The following is a 12,682-nucleotide window of genomic DNA, read 5'->3' as shown; positions in this document are numbered from 1 at the left end:
GCTCACCGCCTTCCGTCACCCGGCGGCGGGCACACATCCGGCCACGAACCGGGCCGCCACCCCGGGCACCGCAGCCCAGTGCACATGCAGATACGAGGCATGCACGGCGCCGGGGGCGAACCCTTCGGCGCGGCGCCGCGGATGGACGAGGCCCCAGGCGGGCGTCTGTCCCGCGCCCGGCTCGACGGTGGTGCGGTGGAACTCATGACCGCGCACCCGGGTCCCCGCGGCGGCGAGGGAGGTGTCGGAAATGGCCACGGCCTCACGGTAGCCCAGCGTCAGCCGATCCGACATATGTGCCTCGGCGTCCACCACCGCGCACATCGGGCGGCCGTCCAGCGAACGCGCCAGATACAGCAGCCCGGCGCACTCGGCGGCGATGGGCGCGCCGGTCGCCGCCAGCTTGGCGACCTCGGCGCGCAGCGGCTCGTTCGCGGACAACTCCGGTGCGTACACCTCCGGAAAGCCGCCACCGATCACCAGCCCGCCGGTCCCCTCGGGGAGGCGCTCGTCCCGCAGCGGGTCGAACGGCACGACCCGGGCGCCCGCCGCGGTGAGCAGCTCGGCGTGCTCCGCGTAGGAGAAGGTGAACGCGGCCCCGCCCGCCACGGCGACCACCGGCCGCCGCCCCTCCGGCAGCGGACGCTCCGCGGCGGCCCGCGCCGCCGGGCCCAGCTCCGCCACCGGATCCCATACCGGCCCGGACAGGGGAGGCGCGCTGCGCGCCAGCGCCATCAGCCCGTCGAGATCGCAGCCCTCCCGCACCCACGCGGCCAGCGCCGCGACCGAATCCGTCGCCTCCGCGCGCCGCTCGGCCACCGGCACCAGACCGAGGTGACGGCTCGGTGTGCCGATCTCGCGCATCCGGCGCAGCGCGCCGAACACCGGTACTCCGGCGCCTTCCAGCGCCTCCCTCAGCATCGCCTCGTGCCGGTCCGAACCGACCTTGTTGAGGATCACCCCGGCGACCCGCACCTCCGGGTCCCAGGAGGCGAAGCCGTGCACCAGCGCCGCCACCGAACGCGACTGCGAGGACGCGTCCACCACCAGCACCACCGGCGCCCGCAGCAGCTTGGACACCTGGGCCGTCGACGCCAGCTCGCCCTGTCCGGCGGCCCCGTCGAACAGCCCCATCACGCCCTCGACCAGGGCCAGATCGCAGCCCGCCGCGCCGTGCAGGAACAGCGGGGCGATCCGGTCCGGACCGCACAGATAGGCGTCCAGATTCCGGCCCGGCCGCCCGGCCCCGCCACCAGAAACCCCGCCACCAGAAACCCCGCCACCAGACGCCCCGCCACCAGACGCCCGGCCGCCACCGGAGGGCGAGACGGCCAGCGCGTGATAGCCAGGATCGATGTAGTCCGGGCCCACCTTGTGCGGGGACACATCCAGGCCGCGCTCCGCGAAGGCCGCCATCAGCCCCGCGGTGACGGTCGTCTTGCCGCTGCCGGAGGCGGGCGCGGCGACGACCAGCCGGGGAACTCTCACCACTCGATGCCTCGCTGGCCCTTCTGACCGGTGTCCATCGGGTGCTTGACCTTGGACATGTCGGTGACCAGGTCGGCGAAGTCCACCAGCGGCGCCGGTGCGTTGCGCCCCGTGATGACGACGTGCTGCGTGCCCGGCCGGTCGCGCAGGATCGCCACCACTTCCTCAGGATCCACCCAGCCCCAGTGCATGGGATACGCGAACTCGTCCAGCACGTACAGCCGGTATGTCTCCGCCGCGAGATCGCGCTTGACCTGCTCCCAGCCCTCGCGTGCGGCCTCCTCGCTGGAAGCCATGTCGCGCTGGACCCACGACCAGCCCTCGCCCATCTTGTGCCATGCGACGGTCCCCCCTTCGCCCGAGTCGCCCAGGACGCGCAGCGCGCGCTCCTCGCCGACCCGCCATTTCGCGCTCTTTACAAATTGGAATACACCGATCGGCCAGCTTTGGTTCCACGCCCGCAGTGCCAGGCCGAACGCGGCCGTCGACTTGCCCTTCCCCACGCCCGTGTGCACGAGCACCAGCGGCCGGTTGCGGCGCTGGCGGGTGGTCAGCCCGTCGTCGGGGACGACGGTCGGTTGTCCTTGCGGCATCAGGCTGCCCTCCGAGTGTTCTGTACCGTCCGTACATCGCGGACCAGCGCGGTCACGCTGTCCGCGCGCAGTTCGTCCAGGGTGACCGGCGTGCCCCGCAGATCGCGGGCGAGCGCCCCCGCCAGGCCCAGCCGCACCGGCCCCGACTCGCAGTCGACGACCACCGAGGCGACCCCGTCGCCCGCGAGCAGCCGCGCCGCGCGGCTCGCCCGGGCCACCGGCGTGGACCCGCCGGAACCGGCGGCCGCCGCCCTCTTGGACTCGGTGGCCCGCCCGTCGGTCACCACGACCAGCAGCGGACGGCGCGAGGGGTCCCGCAGCCGCTCCACCCGCAGCACCTCGCGGGCCTTCAGCAACCCCGCCGCGAGCGGCGTGCGGCCGCCGGTCGGCAGCTGTTCCAGCCGGGCGGCGGCCGCGTCCACCGACGAGGTGGGCGGCAGCGCCAGCTCCGCGTCCGCCCCCCGGAAGGTGATCAGACCGACCTTGTCCCGCCGCTGATAGGCGTCCAGCAGCAGCGACAGCACCGCGCCCTTGATCGCGCCCATGCGCTTGCGGGCGGCCATCGACCCCGACGCGTCCACGACGAACAGCACGAGGTTGCCCTCCCGGCCCTCGCGCACCGCCTCCCGCAGATCGTCACGGCGCACCAGCAGCCCCGGGCCGCGCCGCCCGCGGACGTGCTGATGCGGGGCGGCGGCCCGTACCGTCGCCGCCAGGTGAAGCGAGGTCAGCGTCCCCCGGGGGCGGCGCGCACCGGCGGTACGGCCGTGCGCGGTGCGGGCCCGCGACCGCCGCCCGGCCGCGCCTTCGCCGAGCCCCGGCACGTCCAGCCGCCGGGTCCGGAACGGCTCCCCGGCGCCCACGGCCGCCCGCTCGGCGCCGCCGCCACCGGCCCCGCCGTCCTCCGCCCGGGGCTCCGGCTCTTCGGGCGCGGCGTCGGCCGACGCCTCGGGGCCGGCCGACCGCTGCTCGGGCACGGACGGCTCGGGCCCGCCGGGCGGCGGCGCCTGCTGCTGCCCGGCGTCCTGCGGGTGGCCACGGCCGGGCCCGTCGGGGCCCTCCCCGGAGCCCCCGGAGGGCCCGCCCGGTCCGTCGGGGTCGTTATCGGGATCGTCGTTTGGACCGGAGCGGTCCGGCTCGGGGTCCGGCTCGTCGTCCTCGAACCGCCGCAGCACCTCGTCCAGTTTGTCCTCGTCCAGCCCCGGCGCGTCGAACGGCGCCCGCCGCCGCCGGTGGGGGAGCGACAGCAGCGCCGCCTGCCGTACGTCCTCGGTCCTCACCTCCGTCCGGCCCGCCCAGGCGGCCAGCGCCGTCGCCGTACGCGCCGTCACGATGTCCGCGCGCATCCCGTCCACCTCGAACGCCGCGCACACCGCCGCGATCTGCCGCAGCGCGCGGTCGCCCAGCCGGACGGAGGACAGCAGGGCGCGGGCCGCCGCTATGCGCTCCCGCAGTTCGCCCTCCTGGCGCGCCCAGCGCCCGGCGAACCCGGCCGGGTCCTCGTCGTACGCCAGCCTCCGGCGCACCACCTCGACGCGCTCCTCGGTGTCCCGCGAGGCGGTGACCTCGACGGTGAGCCCGAAGCGGTCCAGCAGCTGCGGCCGCAGCTCGCCCTCCTCCGGGTTCATGGTGCCCACCAGCAGGAAGCGCGCGGCGTGCCGTACGGAGACGCCCTCGCGCTCCACATAGGAGGCGCCCATGGCCGCCGCGTCGAGCAGCAGGTCGATCAGGTGGTCGTGCAGCAGGTTGACCTCGTCGACGTACAGCACGCCGCGGTGCGCGTCCGCGAGCAGCCCCGGCTCGAACGCCTTGACCCCCTCCGACAGCGCCCGCTCGATGTCGAGCGACCCCACCAGGCGGTCCTCGGAGGCGCCGACCGGCAGCTCCACCATCCGCGCGGGGCGCGCGTCCCCCGGGCTGGTCTCGTGCGGCCCGTCCGGGCAGCCGGGGTCGGGCGCGGCCGGATCGCACGAGAAGCGGCACCCGGGGACGACCTCGACCGGCGGCAGCAGCGTGGACAGGGCGCGCACGGCCGTCGATTTGGCCGTGCCCTTCTCGCCGCGCACCAGCACGCCGCCCACGGCGGGCGAGACGGCGTTGAGGAGCAGGGCGAGCCGCATGTCGTCCATTCCGACGACCGCGGTGAACGGGTAGGCAGCGGTGGTCATGCTCGGGTACCTCCTACGGTGCGTGCGCGGTCGGTGCGTGCGGGCTCGCGTCTCGTGCTCAAGCCGTTCCTCCCGGCGCCCCGGGCGGCACGAAGGGCAGCCCGTCCGGTACGCCGTTCTCGATGAGCCTCAGCAGCGCGTCCGTGTCCGCGTGCTCCTCGATCAGATCTCCCAGCCGGTCCAGCTGCTCCTCGCGCAGCTCCCCGAAGCGGGTGTCGGGGGCGGGCACGAACGCCCGGCCCGCCGCTTCCGCGACGCGCCGCAGGAAGGCGCGGCGGAAGCCGTCGCTCTCCAGCGAGCCGTGCCAGTGCGTGCCCCACACCGCGCCCACCCGGCAGCCGTCCAGGAAGGGTTCGTCGCCCCCGGCGAGCAGTTCGGCGACCCCGTGGTGGATCTCGTAGCCCTCCACCGGCTCGCCCAGCGCCTCGCCCACCGGCCGGGCCAGGGTCTTGCCCGTGGCGAAGCGGACCCGCACGGGCAGCAGCCCGAGCCCCGCGACCGTTCCGGCCTTCGACTCGACCTCGTCCTCGATCGTGTGGCCGAGGACCTGGAAGCCGCCGCAGATGCCGAGCACCGGCCGCCCCTCGGCGGCGCGCCGCACGATCGCGTCGGCGAGACCGCGGGTCCGCAGCCACTCCAGCGCCTTCACGGTGCCCCGGGTCCCCGGCAGCACCACCAGATCGGCGTCGGCCAGCTCCTCCGGGCGGTCCACGAAGCGCACGACGACGCCCGGCTCGGCGGCCAGCGCGTCCACGTCGGTGAAGTTGGACATCAGCGGTACGGCGGCCACCGCGACCCGCAGCACGTCCGCGCCGTGCGGCGGCGCGACGACGCTCTCGCGCACCGCGCCGCGCAGCGAGACCCGCAGTCCGTCCTCCTCGTCGATGCCGAGGCCGTGCGCGTACGGCAGCACCCCGACGGTCGGCCGGCCGGTGAGATCGCGCAGCATGTCCAGACCGGGCTCCAGCAAGGTCACGTCGCCGCGGAACTTGTTCACCACATAGGCGGCGACATGCCGCTGGTCCTCCCGGGACAGCAGCGCGGTCGTGCCGAAGAACGACGCGAAGACGCCGCCGCGGTCGATGTCCCCGACCACGACGACGGGCAGCCCGGAGGCCCGGGCGAGCCCCAGGTTGACGATGTCGGTACGGCGCAGATTGATCTCGGCCGGGCTGCCCGCGCCCTCGCAGATCACCGCGTCATGGGTGCGCCGCAGCTCGCTCAGGCATGCGGTGACGGTGCCCAGCAGTCCTTCGCGCCGTTCGCTGTGCAGCTTTTCCCCGGGGGACACCGCGCCCGACAGCGGCTTCGCCGCGGGCCCGGACCCCCCGTAATACCCCCGCGCGCTCATCTCGCCCACCGGCTTGCCGAGCAGCACCACCTGGCTGCTGCGGTCGCTGCCCGGCTTCAGCAGGACCGGGTTCATCAGGGCGCTCGGTTCGACGCGCGCGGCGGCGGCCTGCATGGCCTGGGCCCGCCCGATCTCGGCGCCGTCCCGGGTGACGAAGGAGTTGAGCGACATGTTCTGCGCCTTGAACGGCGCGACCCGGAGCCCCTTGCGCGCCAGCCAGCGGCAGATGCCCGCCGTGACGACGCTCTTACCGGCGTCCGAGGTCGTCCCCGCGATGAGCAGTCCGCCCCCCGAGGTCATCGGGTCACCCCTTTCCTGCCTGTTGCGCAACGCCCCGCGACAGTGACGAGCAGGGCGAGCGCCGAGACCCGCCGGGAGAGGCGGATCGCCCGCGGAATGTCGGCCACCGTCACGGGACGGCCGCCCGGATTCAGTACCGGGCGGTGCTCGACCCGGCCCCCGTACGCCAGCGTGCCGCCCAGCCGCACCCCCAGCGCGCCCGCGAACGACGCCTCCACCGGGCCCGCGTTGGGGCTCGGGTGGCGTCCGCCGTCGTGGCGCCAGGCGCGCCGCGCGCCGCGCGGGTCGGGCCCGGCGAGGGTGGCCAGGACGGCGGTGAGACGGGCGCCGGGCCAGCCCGCGGCGTCGTCCAGCCGGGCCGCCGCCCAGCCGAACCGGCGGTAGCGGGCCGACCTGTGGCCCACCATGGCGTCCAGGGTGTTGACGGCCCGGAAGCCGACGAGCCCCGGCACCCCGGCCACGGCCCCCCACACCAGCGCGCCCACCACCGCGTCCGAGGTGTTCTCGGCCACCGACTCGACGACCGCCCGCGCGATCTGCTGTGCGTCCAGCGCCTGCGGATCGCGTCCGCACAGATGCGGCAGCCGCTCCCGCGCGGCGCCGACGTCGCCTGCGGCCAGCGCGTCACCGATGGTCCTCGCCTCCCGTACCAGCGAGGTGCCGCCCAGCACGGCCCAGGTGGCGGCGGCGGTCAGCGCGGCGTCGGCCGTCCGGCGGGGCCCCGCGAGGGTGCGTACGGTACGGGCCAGCAGCGCGGCACCGGCGGCCGCGCCGCCCGCGCACAGCGCGGTGTGCAGGGCCCCGGAACCGCGGTGGTCGCGCCACAGCCGCCGCTCGACGGCCGCGGCGGCGCGCCCGAACGCGGCCACCGGATGGCCGCGGCGCGGATCGCCCGTGGCGAGGTCGCCGAGGAAGCCGAGAGCGGCGCCGCACGCGTACGAGGCGTGGTCCGCGCGCATCCTCAGGCCGCCGTCACGCCTCTGCGGCGGGGACCGCCGCCGAGCACAGGGACAGGTGGGGCTGACGGCGTGGCAGTGCCGGGCATGACGGTATGTCCTCACTCAGGGTCCGCGCCCTGGCTCGACGTGACCGGCGGTGAGAGTCTCCTGGCTCCCGGATCCGCGGCTCTCCCGGTCTTCCAGCCGTCCTCGCGTACGGACGGCCGTGACCCCTTGCGGTGAGGGAAGAGCGCTCCCCGGTGACAGTGGCGGGACCGCGCCGGATTCTCACCGGCTTCCTCTCCTGCCGCCGTTTGGCTCGGGAAGTCCACCATGGGGCGCGAATGGCCGTCAACTGGCATGTGACCTGCGATGCCGTAGTGTGCCGAGGCCCACAGCCGGTGGGAACGGCCGCGGGGCGGTGGGCGCCGATCGGCACCCACCGCCCCGCGGCCGTTCCGTGGCCTCAGGCCACGATCAGATAGATGCCGTACGCCACCACCGCGGCGCACAGCGCGAAACAGGCGTACGCGCCGGTGCGCGCGGCCGGGGACGCGCCGCCCGCGGTGGTCTGGGGCTGCGGCTGCGCCGTACGGGAGGTGCCGACGATGCCCAGGGTGAAGACCCCGACGACGCCGACCGTCACCGCGAGGCTGACGCCGAAGACCTGGCCGAGGGCCGCCCAGTCGATGTGCATGGTGTGTGCTCCCTGTCAGCTGGAGGAACGGGTCCCCGCGGCGGCGGGGGCGGGGGCGGATTCGGACGAGGCGCGCGCGGCGGACACCGCGGGCGTGGCGTCCGGGGCGTCCGTGCCGGCGGCGCCATCGGCGGCCGACGCGGGGGCCGGGGTCTTTCCGGCGGGCGGCGGGGCCACCGACCGCACGGCGGCGGTGACGACACCGACCGGCTCGGCGGACTCCGTCCCCGGCGCGTTGACGTTGCTCGCGTCCACCGGCTTGCGGCGCGAGAGCACCCAGATGACGCCGCAGCCGGCCACCGCGAGGACGGCGACGGCCGCGACGCCCCCGTTGCCCTGGCCGGCCAGGAGCGCCGCACCGGCGGCGACCAGACCGGCGGCCGGGAGGGTCAGCGCCCAGGCGACGATCATGCGGCCCGCGGTCGACCAGCGCACCACACCGCCCTTGCGGCCGATGCCCGCGCCCATGACGGCGCCCGAGCAGACCTGCGTGGTGGACAGCGCGAAGCCGATGTGCGAGGAGGCCAGGATGACGGTCGCCGCGCCGGTCTGGGCGGCGAAGCCCTGCGGCGGCTGGATGTCGGTGATGCCCTTGCCCATGGTGCGGATGATGCGCCAGCCGCCCAGGTAGGTGCCGAGGGCGATCGCGAGTCCGGCGGAGACGATGACCCACATGGGCGGGTCGGAGTCGGGCGCGATGACGCCGCCGGTGACCAGCGCGAGGGTGATGACGCCCATGGTCTTCTGGGCGTCGTTGGTGCCGTGGGCCAGGGAGACCAGGGCGGCCGAGGCGATCTGCCCGGCGCGGTAGCCCTTCGCGGTGTCCTCCGCGGCCCGGTCGTTCGCCAGCCGGTAGGTGAGCCGGGTGGCGGCCACCGTGGCGATGCCCGCCACGATCGGCGCGGCCACGGCGGGGATGAGGACCTTCATGACGACCGCTTCGCCGTTGACCCCGTCCATGCCGACGGAGACCACGGTGGCGCCGATGAGACCGCCGAAGAGGGCGTGCGAGGAGCTGGACGGAAGACCGGCCAGCCAGGTCACCAGATTCCAGAGGATCGCGCCGACCAGCCCCGCGAAGATCACCTCGGGCCGGATACCTGAACCCTCGTCGATGATTCCGCCGGAGATGGTCTTGGCGACCTCCACGGAGAGGAACGCGCCGACGAGGTTGAGGACTGCCGACATCGCCACCGCGACCCGAGGACCGAGTGCTCCGGTGGAGATGGTGGTGGCCATGGCGTTGGCCGTGTCGTGGAAGCCGTTGGTGAAGTCGAACACCAAGGCCGTGACGATCACGATCCCGATGAGAAGCGTGATGTGTTCCATACACCCGGTCAATCGTTCGGAGGGCGGTCAGTGCACGGTGAACGTAGGGAAACTGGGTGAACGGGAGATGAACTGAGGCGGGCGTCACGGTGACGCGATCGCGGGGGCCTGAGAACGGCTGGATTTCGACCGTATTTCCGTTCGTCACAGGGAGTTTGACAGCCGTACATCGACCCGGTGTAACCGGACCGTGCGGACCCCCGTGCGCGCCGACGCCCGTATGGAAGGATCGCGCCCCGGAGGTGAGGGCCCGTGACGGAGCCGCGATCGGCACGACGGCCACGGCCGAGGATGACCCAGCCCCTGCGGCAGGCCTGGACGCATGTGGTGCGCACGGCCCGCAGGACCACCGCCGACGGGCTCGTCGTCGGCACCTCGGGCAACGTGTCGGCCCGGGTCGGCGACACCGTCCTGGTGACCCCGAGCGGCGTCCCGTACGACCGGCTCGGCCCCCGCGACGTGGTCGGCGTCGACCTCGACGGCCGACAGGTGCTGGGCACGCTCGCGCCCACCAGTGAGCTGCCCATGCACCTCGCCGTCTACCGTCACACGGAAGACGCCGAGGCCATCGTCCACACCCACGCCGTTCACGCCACCGCCGTCTCCACGCTGGTCGACGAACTCCCCGCGATCCACTACATGACCGCCGCGCTCGGCGGGCCGGTCCGGGTCGCCGGCTACGCGCTCTACGGCACCGATGAATTGGCCGAGAACATGCTGCACGCGCTGCGCGGACGCTCCGGCTGTCTGCTGCGCAACCACGGCACCGTCGTCCACGGGGCGACGCTGGACCAGGCATACGACCGCACCGCCCAGCTCGAATGGATGTGCCAGGTCTGGCTGGCCGCCGCGTCCGTGCCCGGCCGCGGCCCCGCCCTCCTCCCGCCCGCCGAGCTGGATCGAGCCGCGGCCAAGCTCAGCGGTTACGGCCAGCCAAAGTAACCAGTTCCGCTGGCCGCCGCGTGGGTACCCGCCGACACTGGGAGGGATGCGTGTGCGGACAACGGCGGTGGCCGGTGCCACCACTCTGCTCGGTATCGGCGCGGCCGCGGTGGCGGCGGGCCGGTACGTCACTGATGCTGCGCTCAAACCGGCCCCCGACCGGCCGCTGCCGAACGAGCCGCCGCTCACCGTGCACGCCGTGGAGGACGGGCGGATCACCCTCACCCGTTCGCTCGCCTCGCTGCGCCCCGGCACCTACGGTCTCACCGGCCGGGACCTCCACGCCGTCGTCGGCCCGGTGGACGAGGACGCTGCGCACCCCGCCGACTGCGTCGTACGCCGCCTGGAGCGGGTGACGCACGGCACCCCCCACGCGGGCACCCGGGTCCGGCTCACCCCGCAGGTGTATGCCGGCGACCCGAAGGACGCGCTCGGCATCGAGCACGCCGACGTCGACGTCCCCGGCGAACTCGGCCCGCTGCCCGCCTGGTTCCTGCCCGGCGAGCGCACCACCTGGGTGATCACCACCCATGGCCTGGGCACCACCCGGGAACACCCCATGGTCGTCATGCCGCTGCTGAACCGGCTGCGGATCCCGGTGCTCGACCTCGCCTACCGCGGCGATCCCGGCGCCCCGCGCCCGCCCGACGGCATCGGTCACCTCGGCGACACGGAGTGGCGCGATCTCGACTCCGCCATCCGCTACGCGGTCCGCTACGGGGCGGAGAGCATCGTCCTGCACGGCTGGTCCACCGGCGCCTCCATGGCCCTGCACGCGGCCGCCAACTCCGCGCTGCGGCACCGGCTCAGCGGCATCGTCCTGGACTCCCCGGTGCTCGACTGGCGGGCCACCGTGCGCGCCCTCGCGGCGGCGCACCGCACCCCCGCCGCCCTGCTCCCGCTCGCCGTCCGGGCCGCAGAGGGGCGCACCGGGCTGCACGACGGCAAGCTCGCGGAGGCGGCCGACCCCGAGCGCCTGCGGGTGCCCACGCTCATCGTGCACGGCCCCGGCGACACCCTGGCGCCCTGGGGCGCCTCGCGTGAACTCGCCGACGCCCGGCCCGAGCTGGTCACCCTTCACCCGGTCCGGCACGCCCCGCACGCCGCCATGTGGAACGCCGATCCCCAAGGCTACGAAGAGGTCCTGAGGCGGTTCCTCACGCCCCTCATGTAAGGCGTCCGGGGGGTTTACGGCTGGTGCCGCGTCAGTCAGGGTTTGCCCGGTAGCGAGGCGTCCTGGTGCGGTCAGATGCAAGGCGCCGGATCGGCCTCGTAGTGGGCCTACTCGGTCGATTCGGCAACGCCGCAGATGGCCGTGCCAGGGCGGCGAGCGGGGTGAACCTTGGCTGACGCGGCACTAGCTGCCGCGATCCGGCCGCGGCGACCGCCGGACGGGTGCCGATTGGGCTTTCGGGCCGTCAACGGCGAGACTGCTTCTGTGACGTCCCGTACTCCGCGCGACTCCCGGCTCCGACTCGTCCGCCAGCGGCCGATGGCCACCGCCCCGCGGCCCGCGCCGAACCGCTCCCGGCCGGCGCCACGCCCGCCCGAGGGCACACCACCCCGTTCGGAGCTGGCCCGGCAGGCCCGCGCCGGGCTGGTGGGGGCCGTGGAAGTGGCGCGCTGGGCCGCGGCCGAGGGCGACGCGCTCGGGGCCCTCTCCGACGAGGCCGCCGCCCGGGCCGCCGCCGCGCTGGGGCGCGACCCCGAGGAGGTGCGCACCGACTGGGACCGGGCCCGGCTCGTCGGACTCGTCGATCTGCACGACGGCACCGCCCGCCCCGGCTGGCGGCTCCAGGCCTGGGACCGCGACGACAGCGCGGTGCTGCGCGGCTGGGTCGCGCTGCTCGACGCCTGGTCGCTGGCCAGCCCCGCGCCGGAGACCGCCGAGCCCGCCGCCGTCGCCGAGGTGGTCGAGGCCGTACCGCAGCTGCTCCCGCTGCTCCAGCTGTCCGCGGGCCCGGTGCAGATCTCCACGCTGCTGGACATGCTGCGCAAGCGGGTCGCGGAGCTGCGCACCGAGCGCTGCGAGGTGCCGTACGGGGTGGCCGCGGCGGGCGACGGCGAGACCGCCGCGCCCTTGGCCCCGGCCGCCCACGGGGAGCGCCCGGACGGCGCGGAGGACGACGACGAGGCGCTGGAGGGCCTGCTCGGCTGGGCCCTGGACGCCCTCGCCTCGGTCGGGGCGCTCACCGTCCTCGAAGGGGACGCCGTGCTCACCGCGCTCGGCAACTGGGCGGTGTGGGTCAAGCTCGAACAGATCTGCGTGGCCGCCCAGAGCCCCGCCGGGAACATCGAGCACCCCGCCGCCGACATGCTGCGCGGCTGCGCGGGGCTCACCCCCGGGCCCGCCCGCGCCGAGTACCGGGCCTGGCTCGCCGCGCGCCCGGTGGGCAGCGCCATCACCGAACTGCTGGAGGCCGCGCGCGGCGACGACGCGCTGCTGCGCGGGCTCGCGTTCGAGGCGCTGCGGGTCGCCGGGGCGCCCGCCGAGCCCGCGGTGCGCGCCGTCGTGGACGAATCGTGCCTGCGGCCGTACGCGCTGCTGTGGCTCGCCGAGCACGAGGGCGCCGACCCCGAGGACGCGCTGGACGTGCTCACCCGCGAGGAGGCCACCTGGCTGTGGGTGGACACCGCGGCGGCCATCTCCGACCACGGCGAGAGCCCGCTGCTGGTGCGCCACCTGGAGTCGGCGGTGCAGGGCACCGTGCCCGCGCTGCTGGAGGAGGTACGGGCCGTCGGACACCCCCGTACGGTGCAGGTGCTGGTGGCGCTGGCCGCCGCCCATCCCGACCCGGCCCTCGCCAAGGCGGTGCGCCGGGCGGCCTTCCAGGTCCACACCGGCGGCGTCTGACGGGCCCGCCGCAGGCGGGTGA

At 75.1% G+C, this 12,682-nt stretch carries 10 protein-coding genes and 1 riboswitch; of the genes, 3 read left to right on the top strand and 7 right to left on the bottom strand.

The window, feature by feature from the left end:
• Nucleotides 1–15 precede the first annotated feature (15 nt).
• From ASC60_RS23460 to ASC60_RS23430, 7 genes are all read right to left on the bottom strand, one after another.
• The gene (locus tag ASC60_RS23460) at nt 16–1,491 is read right to left on the bottom strand and encodes a cobyrinate a,c-diamide synthase (RefSeq protein ID WP_055554116.1); all 1,476 of its coding nucleotides are present in this window, start codon (nt 1,489–1,491) and stop codon (nt 16–18) included.
• Nucleotides 1,485–2,081, bottom strand: a complete 597-nt coding sequence (cobO, locus tag ASC60_RS23455; RefSeq protein WP_055554114.1) for a cob(I)yrinic acid a,c-diamide adenosyltransferase — start codon at nt 2,079–2,081, stop codon at nt 1,485–1,487. Before cobO ends, ASC60_RS23460 begins: the two co-directional genes overlap by 7 nt.
• Entirely contained in the window at nt 2,081–4,249 is a 2,169-nt protein-coding gene (locus ASC60_RS23450) for a putative cobaltochelatase (protein ID WP_055554113.1), read from the bottom strand. The genes cobO and ASC60_RS23450 overlap by 1 nt, the downstream gene beginning before the upstream one ends.
• 58 nt (nt 4,250–4,307) lie before the next feature.
• Nucleotides 4,308–5,900: a cobyric acid synthase gene (locus ASC60_RS23445; RefSeq protein ID WP_055554111.1), complete on the bottom strand. Its 1,593-nt coding sequence runs from the start codon at nt 5,898–5,900 to the stop codon at nt 4,308–4,310.
• The gene (locus ASC60_RS23440) at nt 5,897–6,859 is read right to left on the bottom strand and encodes a cobalamin biosynthesis protein (protein WP_055554109.1); all 963 of its coding nucleotides are present in this window, start codon (nt 6,857–6,859) and stop codon (nt 5,897–5,899) included. Before ASC60_RS23440 ends, ASC60_RS23445 begins: the two co-directional genes overlap by 4 nt.
• A gap of 140 nt (nt 6,860–6,999) precedes the next feature.
• Nucleotides 7,000–7,141: riboswitch (cobalamin riboswitch) on the bottom strand.
• A 163-nt stretch (nt 7,142–7,304) separates the two neighbouring features.
• Complete coding sequence (locus tag ASC60_RS23435) at nt 7,305–7,535, bottom strand: hypothetical protein (RefSeq protein WP_055554107.1); 231 nt, start codon at nt 7,533–7,535, stop codon at nt 7,305–7,307.
• 15 nt (nt 7,536–7,550) lie between these two features.
• The gene (locus ASC60_RS23430; protein ID WP_055554105.1) at nt 7,551–8,864 is read right to left on the bottom strand and encodes an inorganic phosphate transporter; all 1,314 of its coding nucleotides are present in this window, start codon (nt 8,862–8,864) and stop codon (nt 7,551–7,553) included.
• A 291-nt stretch (nt 8,865–9,155) separates the two neighbouring features.
• On the opposite strand from ASC60_RS23430, the gene ASC60_RS23425 reads away from it, so the two are divergent.
• The 3 genes from ASC60_RS23425 to ASC60_RS23415 all read left to right on the top strand — a co-directional run bounded on the left by ASC60_RS23425 (nt 9,156) and on the right by ASC60_RS23415 (nt 12,660).
• Nucleotides 9,156–9,806: a class II aldolase/adducin family protein gene (locus tag ASC60_RS23425; RefSeq protein WP_107097144.1), complete on the top strand. Its 651-nt coding sequence runs from the start codon at nt 9,156–9,158 to the stop codon at nt 9,804–9,806.
• Nucleotides 9,807–9,852: 46 nt separating this feature from the next.
• A complete protein-coding gene (locus ASC60_RS23420; RefSeq protein WP_055554102.1) occupies nt 9,853–10,980 on the top strand; it encodes an alpha/beta hydrolase in 1,128 nt (375 codons plus the stop codon).
• 264 nt (nt 10,981–11,244) lie between these two features.
• Nucleotides 11,245–12,660, top strand: a complete 1,416-nt coding sequence (locus ASC60_RS23415; protein ID WP_079038563.1) for a hypothetical protein — start codon at nt 11,245–11,247, stop codon at nt 12,658–12,660.
• Nucleotides 12,661–12,682: the final 22 nt, after the last annotated feature.

The organism is Streptomyces sp. NBRC 110028 (assembly GCF_001417735.1).
Lineage (GTDB): Bacteria > Actinomycetota > Actinomycetes > Streptomycetales > Streptomycetaceae > Streptomyces.
This window is presented reverse-complemented; position numbering and strand designations above follow the sequence as displayed.